This is a genomic window from Microbacterium neimengense (assembly GCF_054782995.1).
In genome coordinates, this window is the sequence record NZ_BAAGRK010000003.1 from 967,589 (window position 1) to 985,765 (window position 18,177).

At 68.6% G+C, this 18,177-nt stretch carries 20 protein-coding genes and 1 tRNA gene; 12 read left to right on the forward strand and 9 right to left on the reverse strand.

Annotated features, from left to right (window positions below; all coding sequences use genetic code 11):
- Positions 1-21: 21 nt before the first annotated feature.
- Positions 22-228 (reverse strand): cold-shock protein, encoded by a 207-nt coding sequence (locus ACYVJS_RS07375; RefSeq protein WP_137418469.1) that lies wholly within the window; start codon positions 226-228, stop codon positions 22-24.
- A gap of 312 nt (positions 229-540) precedes the next feature.
- On the opposite strand from ACYVJS_RS07375, the gene ACYVJS_RS07380 reads away from it, so the two are divergent.
- Positions 541-1,182 (forward strand): GntR family transcriptional regulator, encoded by a 642-nt coding sequence (locus ACYVJS_RS07380; RefSeq protein ID WP_460739169.1) that lies wholly within the window; start codon positions 541-543, stop codon positions 1,180-1,182.
- A 157-nt stretch (positions 1,183-1,339) separates the two neighbouring features.
- Here the strand turns inward: ACYVJS_RS07380 and ACYVJS_RS07385 are convergent, their stop codons facing one another.
- Entirely contained in the window at positions 1,340-2,281 is a 942-nt protein-coding gene (locus tag ACYVJS_RS07385; RefSeq protein ID WP_460739171.1) for an aldo/keto reductase, read from the reverse strand.
- A 413-nt stretch (positions 2,282-2,694) separates the two neighbouring features.
- On the opposite strand from ACYVJS_RS07385, the gene ACYVJS_RS07390 reads away from it, so the two are divergent.
- Positions 2,695-2,976: a hypothetical protein gene (locus ACYVJS_RS07390; RefSeq protein ID WP_460739173.1), complete on the forward strand. Its 282-nt coding sequence runs from the start codon at positions 2,695-2,697 to the stop codon at positions 2,974-2,976.
- A 322-nt stretch (positions 2,977-3,298) separates the two neighbouring features.
- Here ACYVJS_RS07390 and ACYVJS_RS07395 read toward each other — a convergent pair.
- Positions 3,299-3,382 (reverse strand) — tRNA-Leu (locus ACYVJS_RS07395).
- Positions 3,383-3,543: 161 nt separating this feature from the next.
- Here ACYVJS_RS07395 and ACYVJS_RS07400 point away from each other — a divergent pair.
- From ACYVJS_RS07400 to pknB, 7 genes are all read left to right on the forward strand, one after another.
- Complete coding sequence (locus ACYVJS_RS07400) at positions 3,544-4,290, forward strand: FhaA domain-containing protein (RefSeq protein WP_460739175.1); 747 nt, start codon at positions 3,544-3,546, stop codon at positions 4,288-4,290.
- Positions 4,290-4,811, forward strand: coding sequence for an FHA domain-containing protein FhaB/FipA (locus ACYVJS_RS07405; protein WP_460739177.1), 522 nt, complete (start codon positions 4,290-4,292; stop codon positions 4,809-4,811). The genes ACYVJS_RS07400 and ACYVJS_RS07405 overlap by 1 nt, the downstream gene beginning before the upstream one ends.
- A 9-nt stretch (positions 4,812-4,820) precedes the next feature.
- The gene (locus ACYVJS_RS07410) at positions 4,821-6,053 is read left to right on the forward strand and encodes a PP2C family protein-serine/threonine phosphatase (RefSeq protein ID WP_460739179.1); all 1,233 of its coding nucleotides are present in this window, start codon (positions 4,821-4,823) and stop codon (positions 6,051-6,053) included.
- Complete coding sequence (locus ACYVJS_RS07415; protein WP_460739181.1) at positions 6,053-7,435, forward strand: FtsW/RodA/SpoVE family cell cycle protein; 1,383 nt, start codon at positions 6,053-6,055, stop codon at positions 7,433-7,435. Before ACYVJS_RS07410 ends, ACYVJS_RS07415 begins: the two co-directional genes overlap by 1 nt.
- Complete coding sequence (locus ACYVJS_RS07420; RefSeq protein WP_460739183.1) at positions 7,432-8,892, forward strand: peptidoglycan D,D-transpeptidase FtsI family protein; 1,461 nt, start codon at positions 7,432-7,434, stop codon at positions 8,890-8,892. Before ACYVJS_RS07415 ends, ACYVJS_RS07420 begins: the two co-directional genes overlap by 4 nt.
- Positions 8,889-10,631 carry a serine/threonine-protein kinase gene (locus ACYVJS_RS07425; protein ID WP_460739185.1) on the forward strand — a complete coding sequence of 581 codons (1,743 nt, stop codon included), beginning with the start codon at positions 8,889-8,891 and terminating at the stop codon, positions 10,629-10,631. The genes ACYVJS_RS07420 and ACYVJS_RS07425 overlap by 4 nt, the downstream gene beginning before the upstream one ends.
- Positions 10,632-10,709: 78 nt before the next feature.
- Positions 10,710-12,419, forward strand: coding sequence for a Stk1 family PASTA domain-containing Ser/Thr kinase (pknB, locus tag ACYVJS_RS07430; protein WP_460739187.1), 1,710 nt, complete (start codon positions 10,710-10,712; stop codon positions 12,417-12,419).
- Here the strand turns inward: pknB and ACYVJS_RS07435 are convergent.
- Genes ACYVJS_RS07435 through ACYVJS_RS07445 form a run of 3 tightly spaced genes read right to left on the reverse strand, consistent with a single transcriptional unit; the run spans position 12,400 to position 14,020 of the window.
- Positions 12,400-13,062, reverse strand: a complete 663-nt coding sequence (locus tag ACYVJS_RS07435) for an anthranilate synthase component II (protein ID WP_460739189.1) — start codon at positions 13,060-13,062, stop codon at positions 12,400-12,402. The two genes, pknB and ACYVJS_RS07435, sit on opposite strands and share 20 nt — an antisense overlap.
- Entirely contained in the window at positions 13,059-13,214 is a 156-nt protein-coding gene (locus tag ACYVJS_RS07440; RefSeq protein ID WP_274286761.1) for a hypothetical protein, read from the reverse strand. Before ACYVJS_RS07440 ends, ACYVJS_RS07435 begins: the two co-directional genes overlap by 4 nt.
- Positions 13,214-14,020: a class E sortase gene (locus ACYVJS_RS07445; RefSeq protein WP_460739192.1), complete on the reverse strand. Its 807-nt coding sequence runs from the start codon at positions 14,018-14,020 to the stop codon at positions 13,214-13,216. The genes ACYVJS_RS07440 and ACYVJS_RS07445 overlap by 1 nt, the downstream gene beginning before the upstream one ends.
- Positions 14,021-14,075: 55 nt before the next feature.
- Here ACYVJS_RS07445 and ACYVJS_RS07450 point away from each other — a divergent pair, with 55 nt between their 5' ends.
- Entirely contained in the window at positions 14,076-14,312 is a 237-nt protein-coding gene (locus ACYVJS_RS07450) for a cell division protein CrgA (protein WP_137418491.1), read from the forward strand.
- A 74-nt stretch (positions 14,313-14,386) separates the two neighbouring features.
- On the opposite strand, the gene ACYVJS_RS07455 is transcribed toward ACYVJS_RS07450, so the two are convergent.
- Together ACYVJS_RS07455 and ACYVJS_RS07460 are read right to left on the reverse strand one after the other, a co-directional pair.
- On the reverse strand, positions 14,387-15,259 hold the full coding sequence (locus ACYVJS_RS07455) for a rhomboid family intramembrane serine protease (protein WP_460739194.1): 873 nt from the start codon (positions 15,257-15,259) through the stop codon (positions 14,387-14,389).
- 13 nt (positions 15,260-15,272) lie between these two features.
- Complete coding sequence (locus tag ACYVJS_RS07460; RefSeq protein ID WP_243226270.1) at positions 15,273-15,830, reverse strand: peptidylprolyl isomerase; 558 nt, start codon at positions 15,828-15,830, stop codon at positions 15,273-15,275.
- 99 nt (positions 15,831-15,929) lie between these two features.
- Between ACYVJS_RS07460 and ACYVJS_RS07465 the strand changes: the two genes are divergently transcribed.
- Positions 15,930-16,511 (forward strand): DNA helicase, encoded by a 582-nt coding sequence (locus tag ACYVJS_RS07465; protein WP_460739197.1) that lies wholly within the window; start codon positions 15,930-15,932, stop codon positions 16,509-16,511.
- A complete protein-coding gene (locus ACYVJS_RS07470; RefSeq protein WP_460739199.1) occupies positions 16,508-16,981 on the forward strand; it encodes an aminoacyl-tRNA deacylase in 474 nt (157 codons plus the stop codon). Before ACYVJS_RS07465 ends, ACYVJS_RS07470 begins: the two co-directional genes overlap by 4 nt.
- A gap of 15 nt (positions 16,982-16,996) precedes the next feature.
- On the opposite strand, the gene ACYVJS_RS07475 is transcribed toward ACYVJS_RS07470, so the two are convergent.
- Positions 16,997-18,166: a PIG-L family deacetylase gene (locus ACYVJS_RS07475; protein ID WP_460739201.1), complete on the reverse strand. Its 1,170-nt coding sequence runs from the start codon at positions 18,164-18,166 to the stop codon at positions 16,997-16,999.
- Positions 18,167-18,177: the final 11 nt, after the last annotated feature.

The window sequence follows — 18,177 nt, forward strand, 5'->3', positions numbered from 1 at the left end:
TCCCTCTTGTCGATTCGCGCCTCAGAGAGCGCGGATCTTCGCTGCCTGCAGACCCTTCGGGCCCTGCTCGACCTCGAACTCGACCCGCTGGTTCTCCTCGAGCGAGCGGTATCCGTTGCCGTCGATCGCGCTGAAGTGAGCGAAGACGTCCGCGCCCCCCTCATCGGGAGCGATGAACCCGAAGCCCTTCTCGGAGTTGAACCACTTGACCGTACCCGTCGTGCTCATGCCTTGCCTTCTTGTGCGTCCGGCACCCTCTGCGCCAGTGACCTCCCACCGTAGCGGCGCGGAGTGATCAGTGGGGAAGAGTTGCAGATGGTGACGAAATCGTTGCACGCGCGACGCGGGCCGTTAACCATTCGACGCCCGGGCCGAGCAGAGCTCATAGGCCCGGGCGTCGACGGATCCCCCCGGATACGTCGCGCGGAGCGCGACAGCGATCACTCTACTGTGTCGCCGCCGAATCGCCACAGATATTCCCCGGCGACAGGGCAAAACTCCGCGGTCGCTCGGAAGGCCGCGCCGTAGACTGGTCCCGCCATGGCCGACCACCCGACATCGCGGCCGCCGCGCCGTCGCCGGATGCTCGGAGACGAGGTCTTCGAGCTGCTCGGTCGCGCCATCCGCGACGGAAAGCTCGCCCCCGGACAGTCCTTGCGCGACGTGGAACTGGCCGAGCGCTTCGGCATCTCGCGCACACCGGTGCGCGAGGCGCTGCAACGGCTGGAGCGCATCGGCCTCGTGGAGATCTCAGCGAACCGGTTCACCCGTGTCACCGTGCCGACCGAGCGCCTCATCACGGACACCCGCGCGTTCATCGTCGGTTTCACGGCGGAGGCCCTGCGCGGCGCACTGCCGACCTGCTCGGACGAACAGCTGAGCGTCCTCGTCGCCGCATACGACCGCATGCTCGCGACTCCCGTCGGAACGGGCAGCCACACCGAGGCGTCGACCGCTTTCTTCCGGACGCTGTCGATGGCCACCGGCAACATCGTGCTCGGCCGTTTCATCCGCGAGACGTCGCTCACGCTCGAGCGGAATCTGCAGGGCTGGGCGTTCATCGACGTCGCATCCGACGCGGGGCGCCGCACCGGCGATGCCCTGCGCCGCTCCCTTCTCAGCCGCAACGCGGCGCGTGGCGACGCCATCCTGCGCGCCTACCAGCGCGAGCGCGGGGAATGAGAAAGGCCCCCTCCTGCTGGGGGGAGCGGAGGGGGCCGTGGAGCCCTTCGATTGGGGGAGGTGAAGGGCTCGTGCACCTAGAGTACCCCTGTCCCCCATATGGGGGACAAATCGATGTCATCGCATAAGCAACACTCAGGTTCTCCTGCGATAGCCGTCACGCCCAGTCGAGGGCGGATCGCCTCTGCCAGTAGCTCTCCGGATCGATCGCGAAGAGCGGCATGTGCAGGGGATCGGCCGGGTCACTGCGCTCGGCTCCGCGACGCAGCTGGTCGTCGGTGGCGGCGCCGCTGAGCACGATGTCGGCCCACTCCTGACGACGAGCCACCGCGAAGGCGTACTCGTCGACGGTGAGGGATGCGGTCCGCGCCGCATCCCTCACCACCGTCGGCGCGTGGGAGTCACTCAGCCAGCCGTTGGCCAGCACCTCCTTCAGCACGACGGTCCACCCCGCATCGTGCGCCCGCGCGAGAGCGGGGCCCGCCGAGGGCTCGAACACGTTCCACGTGGACTGCACGACGGAGAAGAGCTCGCCGTGCTCGTTCCGCGCCCGGTCGATGACCTCCGCCTGGCGGGGTCCGCTCGTGGAGATCCCCACCCGCACCCCGGTGTCGCGGATCTCCCCGATCCGCTCCCGCAGCGCACCGTCGGCGAGCGCCGGTGATTCAGGGGTGACCGAGTGGATGAGATAGAAATCCGGTGGCCCGCCCAGCGCCGCGAGCGTCTGGGGCCACTGCCGGTCGAGCATCGCGAGCGTGTGCTCCTTGCGCTCATGGAGCGCTGCCCCGGGGTCCCAGCCCCCGACGTACTCGTAACCCCACTTGGAGCCGATCGTCAGCGACGCCCGGCGATCGGGGTGCGCGGCGAGCCAGGAGCCGAGGAACTCCTCGGCACGGCCATAGGAGCGCGCCGCATCCAGATAGCGGATGCCGAGCGCCCATGCGGTGTCCAGGAGCGCGTGCACCCGACTCTCCATCGCCGCGACGGAGCGCGCGGCGGGGGATCCGAGATCGTGTTCGCGATCGCTCGTGATGTAGGCGGGGCGTCCCACGGCCGCGAGACCGAAACCGAGTTCCGCCGTGTGCGCTGACTCCTGCATGTGCCCATCCTCCGCGTCGCTGCCTCCAGTATCGGATGCGGCGCGCGAAGGGTGGTGGGCGCCGCCACCCGAGCGGCGCCCACCGCGGCAGCGGGGGCGGTGTCGGCGATCCCGTCACGACCGCCCGACGCGGCATGATGACGAGCTCTCCCCCCAGAGGGACACCGCCGCATCCGCGGCAACGTTTCCAGACAACCCGATCGGATGCGGGCCGTCATCATCCGTAGGGATGAAATGCCCTCGTCCTGCGGTCGGATCCCTCCGGCCGCCACGCGAGCCGGTCGCCACGCGAGCGAAGCGAGACGAAACGGGCCCGAAGACCCAGTGCACTGCCAGGTACCGTCGCTGCCGCGCGAAACGTACGCAGTGTAGGAAGGAAGAGCAACGCACTCTCACGACATCAGGGGGACATCGTGGAGGACACCGGCTACATCCGTGCGCGCCTGAGCGCACCATCGCGCGCGGGCGCCGCCTGGCAGGCCACGCTCCGCTTCATCAACGGCGACGGCGACGCGGTCGCCCGCCGCGAGGTCGAACTTCGAGCGAGCCGCGCCGAGGACGTACCCGCCGCGCTGGTCGCAGCGATCGCCGCTCTCGTCGGCGACGGGATCGAGATGGCCGAAGGCCTCCCGCCGCTGACCGGCGACGTCGTCGAACTCGAGGTCCCGCTGCGCTGCCGCCAGAGCGCATCATGAGCGCCACCCCGGGGGAAGAGCCACCCGCCGGGCGCGCACCCGTCCAGCGCTGCAACGTGCGCGTTCGTCCGGCGACGTCCGTGCTCGATCGGCGACACCGCGGTTCGAGGGACGCGAACCGCGCTCCTGAGCCGCCTGCGCCAGCAGGTGGCGTCCTTTGAACAGCGGGGTGCCGCATCCATCACATGTTCACGAGACGTGAGATGTGCCGCGGATCACCCGAACGCGACAGGTCGGGTCCCTTGAGCGCGCCGCCGGTGAGCACGAACGAGCCCACAGAACGCGAGAACCGGCCGGGATGAATCCCGACCGGTTCTGTCTGTGCGCGAGGGGGGAGTTGAACCCCCACGCCCTTTCGGGCACTGGCACCTGAAGCCAGCGCGTCTGCCTATTCCGCCACTCGCGCGAGTCGCTCACCAGAGATGCGCGAACTCAACCTGCCGATCGTATCACGCCCGATCATGACCCGAGAAGTCGGCCGCGCACCCCTCCTGCGGAAGTCCTGCATGGCCTGTTCAGCCCGTACAACTACGATGGTGCCACCCGTCCAGCCGCCTGAGGAGTCGCGTGGGACTACTTGACAGCTTCGAGAGAGGTCTCGAGCGCGCCGTGAACGGCGCGTTCGCCAAGACCTTCCGCAGCGGCGTCCAGCCGGTCGACATCGCCTCGGCCCTGCGCAGCGAGCTCGACACGAAGGCCGCCGTCGTCTCGCGCGAGCGGATCCTGGCACCCAACACCCTCACGGTGCAGCTGGCGCCGGCGGACTTCGAGCGGATGCGGGCGCTCGGCCCGTCACTGACCGACGAGCTCGACGCGCTGGTGAACAAGCACGCCCGCGCGCAGGGCTACACGTTCGCCGGGCCCCTGTCGATCTCGCTGGCCAACAACGCGAGTCTGTCGACCGGTCAGGTCCGCGTGGAGTCGTCGACTGCGGCGGGGCGGGTCGCGTGGAGCGCCGTGCTCGACATCGCCGGCAAGCGGCATCCGCTCACCGCCGCCCGTACCGTCATCGGCCGTGGGAGCGACGCCGACATCACGGTCGCCGACTCGGGCACGAGCCGCAAGCACGTCGAGATCCTCTGGGACGGCGAGAGGGCGATGGTGCGCGACCTCGGGTCGACCAACGGCACGAAGCTCAACGGTCGAAAGATCGACGAGGCGCCCCTGCCTCCCGACGGGACCGTGTCCATCGGACGCACCGACATCGTCTTCCGCATCGTCGCCCAGGCGACCGGGGGTCGTGCGGCACGCGTCGACGACGATGCGACGCGTGCCTTCTCGCTCGACGACATCGACCGCTGGGGGAAGGCCTGATGAACGAGCTCCCGCTTCTGCTCCTGCAGATCGGCTTCCTGCTGCTGCTGTGGTTCTTCGTCTTCGCGGTCGTGTACTCGCTGCGCGCCGACCTCTTCGGCGTACGCGTGCGCAAGATGCCCGAACAGGCTTCTGCCGCGGCTCCGGCACCCGCCGCGGCAGCCACCGCGCCGGTCGCCCCGAAGGCCTCGCCGCGCAAGTCGTCCAAGGGGCAGAAAGCGACGACGGATGCGGTCTCGCGCATCGTCATCACGAGCGGGCCGAAGGCGGGCCTCGAGCTTCCGCTGGGCACGGAGCCCCTCACGATCGGTCGCTCGAGCGAGTCGGGACTCGTCATCCGCGACGACTACACCTCCAGTCACCACGCGCGTCTCATGCTCTGGGGCGACCAGTGGATGATCCAGGACCTCGACTCCACCAACGGCACCTGGCACAACGGCGAGCGCGTCGCGAGCCCCGTCCCGGTGCTGGTCGGCGCCCCGATCAAGGTCGGCGCGACGACCTTCGAGCTCCAGGGCTGATCCGTCGAGATGGTCTTCCAGGGCTCGAGCGCCGCACTCTCGCACACCGGAAAGGTGCGCTCGAACAATCAGGACTCCGGATACGCCGGTTCGAACCTGTTCGTCGTGGCGGACGGCATGGGCGGCCACGCCGGCGGTGACGTGGCTTCCAGCCTCGCGATCGCCCGCATCGCGCAGCTCGACCGCCCGTTCGCCTCGACGGTGGACGCCGAGCGCGCCCTGCAGCAGGCCGTGACCGACACCGCCGGCGACATCATCGACACGGTCCGCGTGCGTCCCGCCCTCGCCGGCATGGGAACGACGGTCAGCGCGCTGCTGATGGTCGACGACTACGCCGTCATCGCCCACATCGGCGACTCTCGCATCTATCTGTTCCGCGACGGCGCGATGACGCAGATCACGACGGACCACACGTTCGTCCAGCGTCTCGTCGACTCCGGCCGCATCACGCCGGAGGAGGCGCGCTACCACCCTCGACGCTCGGTGCTCATGCGGGTGCTCGGCGACATGGATCCCGATCCCGAGATCGACACGTTCATCATGCCGACGCGTCCGGGCGACCGATGGCTGCTGTGCTCCGACGGCCTGTCGGGCGTCGTCGACGACGCCCACACGCAGAAGGCCCTCGCCGCGGGGCAGGCGCCCGCCCGCACCGCGGATCTGCTGCTGAAGCAGGCGTTGGATGCGGGGGCTCCCGACAACGTGACGGTCGTCATCGTCGACATCGGCGGTCACCATCCGGTCTTCTCGGGAACGCCCACCATCGTCGGCTCGGCCTCGAACCCCACCGGCGTCGTCGTGCCCGCCGCTCGCCCCGGGCGCTCTTCGTGGCTGCACCCCGGCCGGCAGGCGGCGAACGAACCCACCCACTTCGAGCCGGCCCCGGAGTTCCTCGAGGAGCTCATCGAGGAGGACCGCCGCCGCGCCCGTCGCCGCCGCATCGGCTGGCTCGTCGGGCTCCTGCTCGTTCTCGCCGCCCTCGCCGGCGCCGCGTTCGCGGGATACAGCTGGACGCAGACGCGCTACTACGTGGGCGCCGACGACGATTCCGTCGTGATCTACCAGGGCGTGCAGCAGGGGATCGGACCGATCTCCCTTTCCAGCGTCTACGAAGACACCGACATCGCTCTGGCCGATCTCAGCCCGTTCGACCGGCAGAGCGTGGAATCCACCATCTCGGCGCGCTCCCTCGCGGACGCCCAATTGATCGTCGACCGACTCCGACCGGCAGAGGGGCAGTGATGACCGCCGACGCCCCCGCGACCGACACCTCCGTGATGCGGGCCCTCCGCCGCATCCGGATGCCGCAGAAGCAGCGCAACCGCGAGCTCGGGCTGCTGCTGTTCGCCCTGGCGATCAACGGCGCCGCCGTCGCACTCGTGCAGCTGGGCGCGAAGGGGGCGATCGACCCGAGCTTTCTCTACTACTCCGGCGGGCTCGGCCTGCTCGCCCTCGCCCTGCACGTCGTGCTGCGCTTCGTCGCGCACGACGCCGACCCGTTCGTGGTGCCGATCGCGACCGTGCTGACCGGACTCGGCCTCGCGATGATCTACCGCATCGATATCGAGATCGACAGCGAAGGGTGGGCCGCCGCGTCCACGCGTCAGATCGTGTGGGCGGCCATCGCGATCGCCGCGGCGATCGCCGTCGTGCTTTTCCTGCGGAACTACCGCGTGCTGTTCCGCTACACGTACGTCTCGGGCTTCATCGGCGTCGCCCTCCTGCTCCTCCCCTTCGTACCGGGCCTCGGCACCAACCAGAATGCCGACGTCTGGGTCAGACTCGGATTCTTCTCGTTCCAGCCGGGTGAGCTGGCCAAGCTCGCGCTCGCCATCTTCTTCGCCGGCTATCTGGTGCGTACGCGCGAGAGCCTCACGTCCGTGGGCAAGAAGTTCCTCGGCATCACGTGGCCGCGTGCGCGCGATCTCGGCCCCATCCTCGTGGTCTGGCTCGTCTCGCTCGGCATCATCGTGCTGCAGCGCGACCTCGGCACGGGACTGCTGATCTTCGGCATGTTCGTCGCGATGCTCTACGTCGCGACCGGAAAGACCGGGTGGGTACTGCTCGGCGTGGGTCTCGCCGTCGCGGGCGCCGTCGCCGCATCCCAGGTGCTGACGTACGTGGGGTGGCGCTTCGCAAACTGGCTCGACGCCTTCAACCCCGAGATCATCGACCGCACGGGCGGCAGCTACCAGCTCGTACAGGGGATCTTCGGTCTGGCGCACGGCGGTCTTCTCGGCACGGGCCTCGGACAGGGCCGGCCCTCGATCACGCCGCTGGCGCAGAGCGACTACATCTTCCCGAGCCTCGGCGAAGAGATCGGACTCATCGGCGTCTTCGCGATCCTCTGTCTCTACATGGTCTTCACGAGCCGAGGACTCCGCGTCGGCGTCGCCGGGCAGGACGACTTCGGCAAGCTCCTTGCGACCGGACTCTCGTTCACGATCGCCCTGCAGGTGTTCATCATGGTCGGCGGTGTCACACGCGTCATCCCGCTCACCGGCCTGACGACGCCCTTCCTCGCCGCCGGTGGTTCCTCCCTCGTGGCGAACTGGATCATCGTCGCGCTCATCCTGCGCATCTCGGATGCGGTGCGCAATCAGCCCCGGGTGGTGATCGGATGACCCGCGAAGTCCGCCGGCTCAGCTTCGTGATGCTGGCCATGTTCCTCGTGCTGTTCGGTTCGACCAGCGTCATCCAGGTGTTCCAGGCATCGGCGCTGGCCGAGAACGGCGAGAACCGGCGCGCACTCTACGACTCCTACGAGATCCAACGCGGGTCGATCATCGCCAGCGGTGCGGCGATCGCCTCCTCGAGTCCGAGCGACGACGTGTACAGCTGGCAGCGCAGCTACACCGACGCGGACATGTGGTCGCCCGTGACGGGATACATCAACGCGGCGCTGGGCTCGGCAACCGGCATCGAGCAGGCCATGAACCGGGAGCTCTCCGGAACCGGCGGCGGCCAGTTCTTCTCTCGCGTCGAGCAGATCTTCACCGGGCAGCCCCCGCAGGGCTCGAACGTCGTCCTCTCCCTCGATGCCAACGTGCAGAAGGCCGCATACGACGCGCTCGGCGACCTGCAGGGAGCGGTCGTGGCGATCGAGCCGAAGACCGGCCGCATCCTCGCCATGGTCTCCAAGCCCGGCTACGACACCAACCTGCTCGCCTCGCACGACCTCGCCGCGGTGCAGGCCTCGTACAACGACCTCATCAACAACGCCCTGCAGCCGATGTCGAACCGCGCCATCTCCGGCAGGATGAACCCACCCGGATCCACCTTCAAGCTGGTCGTCGCCTCTGCGGCGCTCGCCTCGGGTGACTGGACCCTCCAGTCGACGCTGCCGAATGTCGCCAGCTACACGCTTCCGGGCACCTCGACCTCCATCAGCAACGCCGGCGGCGGCGCGTGCGGCCCGGGTGAGACGGTGACCGTCGCCGACGCACTGCGCCTGAGCTGCAACATCCCGATGGCGGAGCTCGCCGTGCAACTCGGCGACGACGCGATCCGCGCCGAGGCGGAGAAGTACGGCTTCAACACCTCGTTCGCGACGCCTGTGGACTCCGCGCCGTCGGTCTATCCCACCGCCGCGCTCAGCGACGACAAGACGGCCCTCACCGGGTTCGGCCAGGGCGACGTCCGGGCGACGCCGCTGCAGATGGCCATGGTCTCGGCCGGGATCGTGAACGGCGGAGTGGTCATGAACCCCCAGATGGTCGACCAGGTCATCGGGCCGGATCTCTCGGTGCAGCAGAAGTTCGAACCGACCGAGTTCGGTCGGGCGCTGGATGAGGATCTCGCGAACCAACTGGCGAGCGCCATGGTCGCCAATGTCAGTGACGGCGTGGCGTCGAATGCAAGAATAGACGGAGTCGACGTGGGCGGTAAGACGGGGACGGCGGAGAACGGCGGGACCAACCCGTACACGCTCTGGTTCACCGGCTTCGCGCCCGCTGAAGACCCCGAGGTCGCGGTCGCAGTGGTCGTCGAGAACGGCGGCGGGCAAGGTCAGTCGGGCAGCGGTAACTCCATCGCAGCGCCCATTGCAAAGAAGGTCATGGAGGCGGTGCTGGGACGATGAGGCCGACACAGGGAGCGACGTTCGGTGGGCGTTACGAGCTGGATTCGCGCATCGCCATCGGCGGTATGGGCGAGGTCTGGGAAGCCACTGACCACGTCATCGGACGCACGGTGGCGATCAAGATCCTCAAGGACGAGTACATGGGGGACCCCGGGTTCCTCGAGCGGTTCCGCGCGGAGGCGCGCCACGCCGCACTCGTGAACCACGAGGGGATCGCGAGCGTCTTCGACTACGGCGAGGAGAACGGATCCGCGTTCCTCGTCATGGAGCTCGTGCCCGGTGAGGCGCTCTCCACGATCCTCGAGCGCGAGGGGTCCCTGTCCACGGACAAGACGCTCGACATCGTGGCGCAGACCGCATCCGCCCTGCAGGCCGCGCACGCTGCCGGCCTCGTGCACCGAGACATCAAGCCGGGAAACCTGCTCATCACTCCCGACGGCCGCGTGAAGATCACCGACTTCGGGATCGCGCGCATCGCCGACCAGGTCCCGCTGACGGCGACCGGTCAGGTCATGGGCACGGTGCAGTACCTCTCGCCCGAGCAGGCGTCGGGGCACCCCGCATCCCCCGCGACCGACATCTACTCGCTGGGCATCGTCGCGTACGAGTGCCTCGCGGGCAAGCGCCCCTTCACGGGTGAATCGCAGGTCGCCATCGCGATGGCGCAGATCAACGAGCAGCCGCCGCCCCTGCCGCCCACCGTGGCGGTTCCTGTGCAGAACCTCGTCATGGCGATGATCGCCAAGAAGCCCGAAGAGCGTCCGGCATCCGCTGCGGCCGTCGCCCGCGCCGCCAGCGCGTTGCGCCGGGGCGACGTGACGGCTGCGACGGTTGCGGTTCCCGCTATCGGTGGCGCCGTGGGCGCGGACGACGCGACACAGCTGCTCGGGGTCGGCGAGACGCAGGCGGCGACGCAGCTGCTGAGCGCCTCGACCGCTGCCTCTCCTGTGGCCGAGCCGGCGGCGCGCAAGCGCAGCCCCTGGACGTGGCCGCTCGTCGCGCTCATCGTCCTGCTGCTGATCGTGCTGGGCGGAACCCTCTGGGCTATCTTCGGCAACCAGAGTTCCGACCCGGGCCCGACCGGATCGAACACGCGCACGACCGCGTCGAGTCCGTCGTCCACTCCCTCTCCGACCACGTCGACGGTGGATGTCGCTGCGCTCGATCTGGTGGGCAAGACGTGTGAAGAGGCGACGGGCATCGCGCAGCAGGCCGGACTCGAGGCTTCGTGCACCCCCGGCAACCCCGCCCCGAGCCCCGACCAGGTCGGGCTGGTCTACAGCGTGAGCCCGACGGGCAACGCTCCCGAGGGTTCGCAGCTCACCCTGACCGTCTACGCGGACCAGACTCCGATCGGTGCGCCGACCGAGCCCCGCATCGAGGTCAACGGCCAGAAGGCCTCCACCGTGACCGCCGGCTCGACGGTGCAGATCAACTGGGACGGCTTCACCTGCCCGTCGGGCACGGGGTCCGTGGTCAGCTACAACTTCACCGCGGTCAACGGCATCTTCACCTCGACGGGTCAGTCCACGGCCGCCGCAGGTCCGAACCAGCGTCCGATCCCCCTCGAGGTCGGAACGAATACCGGACAGGCGCTCATCGTCAGCTACACCGTGACCTGCTCCGGCTCGGGCGACGGCACGACGCGCAACTCGGAGACGTCACCGCAGGCCCAGGCCAACGTGCAGTCCTCGTCGCCGTCGCCGACACCCACCAACCCCCTCCTGGGCGGGAACTGAGCGCAAGCCGCCGACTCGCCCCGGATTCTGCCAGGGCGGGTCGGTTAGGCTTTCATCTGTTGCACCCAGGGAGTCGCCGTGTCAGATGATCCACGCGTACTCGCCGGTCGCTACCGCATCGATGAGCTCATCGGTCGCGGCGGCATGGCGAGTGTGTTCCGCGGCTACGACCTGACCCTCGACCGCGAGGTCGCACTGAAGATCCTGCGCCGGGAGCTCGCTGACGACGCCGCTTTCCGTACGCGTTTCCGGCTGGAAGCGCAGGCCGCCTCCCGCATGTCGCACCCGACCATCGTGCGGGTGTTCGATGCCGGCGAAGACACTGAGACGACCCCCGACGGCGTGGTGCACCCCGTGCCGTTCATCGTCATGGAGCTCGTCAACGGCGATCTGCTGAAGGACATCATCGCCGGCGGCGATGTGCCCGTGGCCGATGCGGTGCGCTACGTCGACGGCATCCTGGAGGCGCTCGAGTACTCCCACCGCGCCGGCGTCGTGCACCGCGACATCAAGCCCGGCAACGTCATGGTCACAGCCGCGGGCCAGGTCAAGGTGATGGACTTCGGGATCGCACGGGCGGTCTCGGACTCCTCCTCGACGGTCGCCGAGACGACCGCCATCATCGGCACTGCCGCGTACTTCTCTCCCGAGCAGGCCAAGGGCGAGCCGGTGGACGCGCGCGCCGACCTCTACTCGACCGGCGTCGTTCTCTACGAGCTGCTCACCGGTCGGCCTCCCTTCCGAGGCGAGACTCCGGTCGCCGTCGCCTACCAGCACGTCAGCGAGACCCCGGTTCCGCCCAGCGAGCACACGGAGAGCATCCCCCGCGGTCTCGATGCCCTCGTGATGCGGGCGCTCGCGAAGGATCCCTTCCAGAGGTTCCAGGATGCGGCTTCGTTCCGCTCCGCGCTGACCGCGGCCGTGGGCGGCAAGGCGCCGAGCAAGCGTCAGCTCGGGGCGCTCACGAGCGAGCTGTACGGCGCGAATCCGCGTCAGGCAGCCGAGACCGCGCGGTCCCTGCGACAGCTGTCGACCGACACGACGATGCGTCGCACGCAGGCGGGGCCGCCGGTCGCGTGGATCTGGTCCGGCGTCGCCGTGCTCGCCGTGCTGCTGGTCTCGGTGCTGTTCTGGGTCGTCACCATCCGTCCCGGCGACGCCGTGCCGGATAGTGCGCGCATCGTGCCGGACCTGACGACGATGACGTACGACCAGGCCGTCGACGTCCTCGAGGAGCACGATCTGCTCTCGGATCGCGTCCCCGTCGCGGACGATCAGGTCGCCGAAGGCAGCGTCGTGCGCAGCGAACCTGGCGCGGGCGACTCCGTGCAGGTCGGTCAGACCATCAAGCTCTACGTCTCGACGGGTAAGGAGAGCGTCGCCGCACCGACGATCGTCGGCCTCAATGAGACCGATGCACGCCACGCGCTGACGACGGCGGGCCTCGCTGTCGGCACCATCACTCCGGTCAACGATGCCAAGGCACCCGCCGGTGAGGTGCTCAGCGCGAGCACCGCCGCCGGCGACGTGGTGGCGGGCAGCGAGATCCCGGTCGGAACGACCGTCAACCTGCGCGTCGCGAGCGGGCGCGTCGTCCTGAACGACGTGACGGGTTACACGATCGAGGCCGCGACACGGGACCTCGAGGCGCTGGGCCTGACCGTGGTACCGAGCGCCGATCCCGGCTGCAAGGCGACGGGGACGACCCCGACCGTCCGGGTGATGTCGCTCGCGCCGGGTGAAGTGCCGATCCGCTCCGAGATCACCCTCACTTACTGCGCGGGCTGACGCTCGCTCCCCGATGGGGCGTGAGCGTCAGCGCGCGCGCCGGAGCGTCGTTCGCGCCGAGTGAGGCCAGCCAGGTGGCGAGCATCCGGTAGCCGTACTCCGTCAGCACGCTCTCCGGGTGGAACTGCACCCCGCTGAGCGGGAGCTGGCGATGTTCGAGCGCCATGACCGTGCCCTCGGGCGTGCGGGCGGTGACGCGCAGCACGTCGGGAATCGTCTCCGCTTCCACGGCGAGCGAGTGATACCGGGCGGCGGAGAAGGGGGAGGGAAGACCCCGGAGGATGCCGCTGCCGTCGTGAACGATCGGCGACGTCATCCCGTGCATGAGCTCGGGCGCCTGCGCCACGCGGGCACCGAAAGCCACCGCCAGCGCCTGGTGGCCGAGACAGACTCCCAGAAGCGGCGTGCCGGCCTCGGCAGCGGCCACGACCACGGCGAGCGACGATCCGGCGCCCTCGGGCGCGCCGGGGCCGGGTGAGACGAGGACTCCGTCGAATCCCGCGAGAGCGGCCGGTGCCGCCTCCGCGTCGATCTCGTCCGACTCGCGCATCACGGTGTCGGCTCCGAGCTCACGCAGGTAGCCCACGAGCGTGTGAACGAAACTGTCGTGGTTGTCGACGACCAGCACGCGTACTGCGGTCACTGAACGGTCGACTCCTGCGGGTCGACGATCGACGAGATCCACGGGAAGACGTACCAGAACAGACCGTAGAGGACGGCCGCCGCGACGACGAGCACGATGAGCAGTCGCACCCACCAGGGGCCGGGAAGGATGCGCCAGAACGCCGCGTACATCAGGTCACCGCCTCGCTCAGGGATGCCGGCGCGCCCTCGGCTCCCGGCGTGAAGGACTCGAATACGGCGTAGGCCACGAGACGCTCCGAGAACCCGTAGCGCGGACTGCAGGTCGTCATGGTCAGATAGCGCCCGTCGGCCTCGACGCCCTGTTCGCGCGGGACGGGAAGCAGCACGTCGACGGAGTCCGGGGTCACGTACTCCATGCTGCGGTAGCGGTACGTGTACCAGCCGTCCTGCGTCTGGATCACGATGGCGTCCCCGACGTGCAGGTCGGGCAGATTCATGAAGGGTGCACCGTGGCTGCCTCTGTGCGCGGCGACGGCGAAGTTACCGACAGCGCCCGGCATCTGCGTGCTGGAGTAGTGGCCGATCGCGCCGAGGTCCAAGCTCTCCGAGCGACCGACGCCACCCGCGATCTGCACGGCGTAGTCGGGACCGAAGCGCGGGATGTGCATGATGCCGAAGACCTCGCCGCTACCGGCATCCGGGAGCACGATCGGCTCTGCGGCGCTCACCGTCGGCGCTTCGGCGTCGGGAGTGCTCGACGCGCTCGTCGACGGTGAGGGTGACGACGAGTCGTAGTTCTGCGCCCACTGCTCAGCGATCGCTTGGCCTGCAGCATTGTTCTGCTGGCCCTGGATCCAGTCACCGATCCACAGCTGCCAACCGACGTACAAGAAGGCCAACACACCGACGGTGATGAAGATCTCTCCGATGACCCCGAGCGCACTGATCCGCCGGCGCGGCCGCGTGGCGGCGCTCCGGCGCGAACGCCGCGTGGCGGCGGGCGGGGTGTCGGACACAAGGGGAGTCTAACCGTCGCAGGTGACGCAAAAGCCTGACCCCTAGAATGTGCACATGGCACGCTCCGACAACGACGAGGACCTCACCCCCGCTGGCGCCGGTGAGCCCGCTCCCAACCCCGTGTGGTTCAAGCCCATCATGATCGGTCTCATGCTCGTGGGACTCGTGTGGGTTCTGGTCTTCTACCTCAGCGGGATGCAGTTCCCCATTCCGGGCATCGAGGCCTGGAACCTCGTGATCGGGTTCGGGATCGCCTTCGTCGGCTTCCTCATGACCACTCGGTGGCGCTGACGGCTCAGTGCCGAAGAATTACATCCGTGTGATTCATCCCCACGTGTGGATGAACCTGTGGATAACTCTCCCGCTCATCGCCAGATCGCGGGCGCCAGAGCAAGCAGTCCGATGAGGATGACCGACCATCCGGTCAACAGCGCGATCTGCAGTGCGCGCCGCCGACGCTCGCGCGTCATGACGTAGATCAGCCCGACGACCGCTCCGGCGACCAGGCCACCGACGTGCGCCTGCCACGAGATGTTGAAGCCGGGCACGAACCCGATCACCAGGTTGATCGCCAGCACGATGATGATGCCGGTGATGTCGTTGCCCAATCGACGCGCGATGACCATGAGCGCCCCGAAGAGCCCGAAGATCGCCCCCGATGCGCCCACCACGAACGAGCTGGGGGCGATGAGGTCCACGAGCACGGAACCGCCGAGTGCGCTGATCAGATACAGGGTGAGGAATCGGGCGCTGCCGAGCACGGGCTCGAGGATGCGTCCGATCATCCACAACGTGAGCATGTTCAGACCGACGTGCCAGAAGCCGGAGTGCACGAGGCTCGCTGTGAGGAGCCGCCAGGGCTGGAACTCGCCCGTGAACTGGGGGTAGAGATAGCGGGCGCTGAAGCCGAGCCACTGGGTGAGCGGGAGTCCGAACGAGAGGACGAAGATGGCGGCGCACAGGGCGATGATCGTGTACGTCACGATCGGCCGGCCGCCGCCCGCGGCGAGCGCCACGGGGGCAGACCGGCCCCATCGTCGCTGCGCCTTCTTCTGTGCGGGCGTCGCGGCACGTCGCTGCTCAGCCATGCACTCCGGACAGATCACCCCGACCGGTGCCTGCGTCTGACACTCGGGGCAGATGGTTCGCAGGCACCGCTGGCAGAGCACGAAGCTCTGACGGTCGGGATGCCGGTAGCAGAAGTTCTCGCGGTTGTTCGCGAAGCTCTCGCTCGTCACGGGATGCGGGTGGTCAGACCTGCGCGATGTCGATCGACTCGATCACGACGGGCTCGACCGGCCGGTCGCCGGCTCCGGTGGGAACCTGGGCGATGGCGTCGACGACCTGACGCGACGCGTCGTCCGCGACCTCGCCGAAGATCGAGTGCTTGCCCTGGAGCCACGGGGTCGGGTCGGTCGTGATGAAGAACTGCGATCCGTTCGTGCCCTCCACGGCTCCCGTGATGGCGTTGCGGCGCTGACCGGCGTTGGCCATGGCCAGCAGGTAGGGCTTCTGGAAGGTGAGCTCCGGGTGGATCTCGTCGTTGAACGTGTAGCCGGGGCCGCCCACGCCCTGACCGAGCGGGTCGCCGCCCTGGATCATGAAACCGGGGATGATGCGGTGGAAGATGACCCCGTTGTAGAGGGGGCCGGAACCGGGCTGACCGGTCGACGGGTCGGTCCACTCTCCGGTTCCGTCGGCGAGGCCGACGAAGTTCTGGACGGTGCGGGGTGCGTGGTCCCCGAACAGGTTGACGACGATGTCGCCGTGGTTGGTGTGAATGGTGGCGACGGCGGTGTGCTGAGGCATGTTGTCATTGTCTCAGAGTTCGCTGCAAGCCCTGCCGTTCGGAGCCGATCCCTCTGGCAAGATGGGCTCACGACTACCCACGGATTAGGGGGATCTCGCATGAGCCTCAGCCGCAAGCGTAAGAAGGAGCTCCGGAAGCTCCAGGGCCACGCCAACAAGGTGTGGGAATCGCAGCAGGTGCTGGTCGGTGAAGCGGCGGACATCGCCCGCGAAGCCGGCCGCCAGCTCGGCAACTACAACCGCGAGCACGTGGTGCCCGCGGTGCGCGAAGGGTACGACCGCTACGCGGCACCGTACGTGGACCGCGGCGTCAACATCTCGAAGCACGTGCTCAGCGACAAGGTCGTTCCGGCCGCGGGTGCGCTCGTGGGCGGCGCCCTCTCGGTATGGGATGCGGCGGGCGACACCCGTGCGCGCATCGCTGCCGGACGCGGCATCGACCTCGACCCCGCCACGTACAAGAAGAAGGCGGCCAAGTACGGCGCGAAGGCGTCGAAGCAGCTGGCCAAGCGTCTCGCCGTCGAGTCCCCGAAGAAGCGGGGCATCGGCGCCGGCGGCGTGATCGCGCTCATCTTCGGTGTGGCAGCGGCCGCGGGCGTGCTCTACGCCGCCTGGCAGACGCTGCGCGCCGACGACGAGCTGTGGGTGGCGGACGACCCGCTGAGCGCGCCCGACGCGTGAACGAGGATCCGACCAGGCGGGTGCGGGAAGCCGCATCCGCCCTCGGTCTTTCGGTGGAGGTGCGCGAGCGCCCCGAAGCACGGAGTCTGCCCGAGGCGGCCGAGCTCCTGGGGATATCGGCCGTCGACATCGTCAAGACGCTCGTCGTCAAGCGCAGTGACGACACGTTCCTCTTCGCCCTGATCCCGGGCGACCGGGCCATCGCGTGGCCCAAACTGCGCCAGCTCGTCGGCGTGAACAAGCTCAAGCTGCCGGATGCCGATGTCGCTCTCGCCGCGACGGGCTACGAGCGCGGCACCATCGTTCCCCTCGGCAGCACGACAGCCTGGCCCGTCTTCGCCGACGAGTCGATCCGCGGACGCCGCATCGCGCTCGGTGCGGGCGCCCATGGATTCAGTCTCTTCGTCGACGCAGACGCGCTCCTTCAGGCGCTCGACGCGACCGTGGCGGACATCTCCCAGCAGCTCTGAGCGACCGCAGCCGGCTCAGCCGAGCGCGGGGTCTCCCTTCGGGATCAGATACTCCCGCTGCAGCCAGTCTCCGAAGTGCGCACGCGCGAGGCAGCTCTGCGCCGAAGAACAACCGATCACGGGGTCGTGTGCGGCGTACACAGCGAACAGCGAGGCCTTGCGCTCCAGTTCCGTGCCGGTGATGTTCGCCGCTCGCTCGGCCGACGGATAGCCGACCGCATACTCCACCTGCGCGCTCGGCGCAGCGCCCGCATCCACGGCGCGCGAGACGAGTGTTCCGACGGACGAGTGGTCGGGGTGATCGCCTGCCGAGTCCGGCGCCTGTTTGGGGAGGTGTGTGAGCACACGATCCGGCGCGTAGCCGGCGAGGATCTCGGCGATCGACTTCTCCAGCGTTGCGACCGATACGGATCGCCCCGCGTCGATCGTGCGCAGCGACGGGAGCGCGCCGCTGAGCAGCTTCTCGAGCGTCTGCTGACCGGTGTAGATGAATGTCGTCCCGCTGAGTCCGCCATCCGGGAGCCGGAGGAAGAGGAGGGACACGCGATCGTCGCCATTCGGCCTGGTCATCGTGACCGTCATGCCGCTGGCGAGTGTCACCGACCGGTCGATCCACTCCCCGCTACGTCCGAGCATGGCGTCATAGGCCGCACGGATGCCCTTCTCGCGTTCGCTCGCGTACGTGGACTCGCCCTCTCCCGCGTCCGAGTAGGTGAAGAAGAAGGTGCGCACGCAGGCGCCGCTGCCCAGTTCCTCGTCGATGACCGGATTGCCGAAGATCAGGTCGTCGTCGTAGTGGGCCCAGAAGGAGACGACCGTGCGGCCCGCACACGGCTGTTCGATGAAATTCAGCGGCGACGTGAAGGAGGCCACATCCGTTCGTCCCAGAGCCGACGGGATGTCTGCGCACTGGTCCGACGATGCGAAGAAGAGCGCTCCCTCTGCCGCTGGCTGGGGGGCCGCCACGATCTGAGCGCCCAGGGAGGCCGGGTCGGTCCCGAGTGCCGTGGAACACCGATCGACGATGGTCTGGACGTCCTCTGCGGCGAGTGTGTTCGGCGGTGCAGCGGGGGATGTGTTCTCGGTCGTCGGAGCGGGAGACTCCTGCCCACTCGCCGCGCACCCACCGATCCCGAGAACCGCGACCATCACAGCCGCAGCGGACAGAACACGCCATCGCACCACTGATCATCCTC

What these genes read in the sequence shown, in the direction of transcription:
- ACYVJS_RS07375 (WP_137418469.1), bottom strand. Translation starts at nt 228, where the DNA reads ATGAGCACGACGGGTACGGTCAAGTGGTTCAACTCCGAGAAGGGCTTC.
- ACYVJS_RS07380 (WP_460739169.1), top strand. Translation starts at nt 541, where the DNA reads ATGGCCGACCACCCGACATCGCGGCCGCCGCGCCGTCGCCGGATGCTC.
- ACYVJS_RS07385 (WP_460739171.1), bottom strand. Translation starts at nt 2,281, where the DNA reads ATGCAGGAGTCAGCGCACACGGCGGAACTCGGTTTCGGTCTCGCGGCC.
- ACYVJS_RS07405 (WP_460739177.1), top strand. Translation starts at nt 4,290, where the DNA reads ATGAACGAGCTCCCGCTTCTGCTCCTGCAGATCGGCTTCCTGCTGCTG.
- ACYVJS_RS07410 (WP_460739179.1), top strand. Translation starts at nt 4,821, where the DNA reads ATGGTCTTCCAGGGCTCGAGCGCCGCACTCTCGCACACCGGAAAGGTG.
- ACYVJS_RS07415 (WP_460739181.1), top strand. Translation starts at nt 6,053, where the DNA reads ATGACCGCCGACGCCCCCGCGACCGACACCTCCGTGATGCGGGCCCTC.
- ACYVJS_RS07420 (WP_460739183.1), top strand. Translation starts at nt 7,432, where the DNA reads ATGACCCGCGAAGTCCGCCGGCTCAGCTTCGTGATGCTGGCCATGTTC.
- ACYVJS_RS07425 (WP_460739185.1), top strand. Translation starts at nt 8,889, where the DNA reads ATGAGGCCGACACAGGGAGCGACGTTCGGTGGGCGTTACGAGCTGGAT.
- ACYVJS_RS07440 (WP_274286761.1), bottom strand. Translation starts at nt 13,214, where the DNA reads ATGTACGCGGCGTTCTGGCGCATCCTTCCCGGCCCCTGGTGGGTGCGA.
- ACYVJS_RS07450 (WP_137418491.1), top strand. Translation starts at nt 14,076, where the DNA reads ATGGCACGCTCCGACAACGACGAGGACCTCACCCCCGCTGGCGCCGGT.
- ACYVJS_RS07460 (WP_243226270.1), bottom strand. Translation starts at nt 15,830, where the DNA reads ATGCCTCAGCACACCGCCGTCGCCACCATTCACACCAACCACGGCGAC.
- ACYVJS_RS07465 (WP_460739197.1), top strand. Translation starts at nt 15,930, where the DNA reads ATGAGCCTCAGCCGCAAGCGTAAGAAGGAGCTCCGGAAGCTCCAGGGC.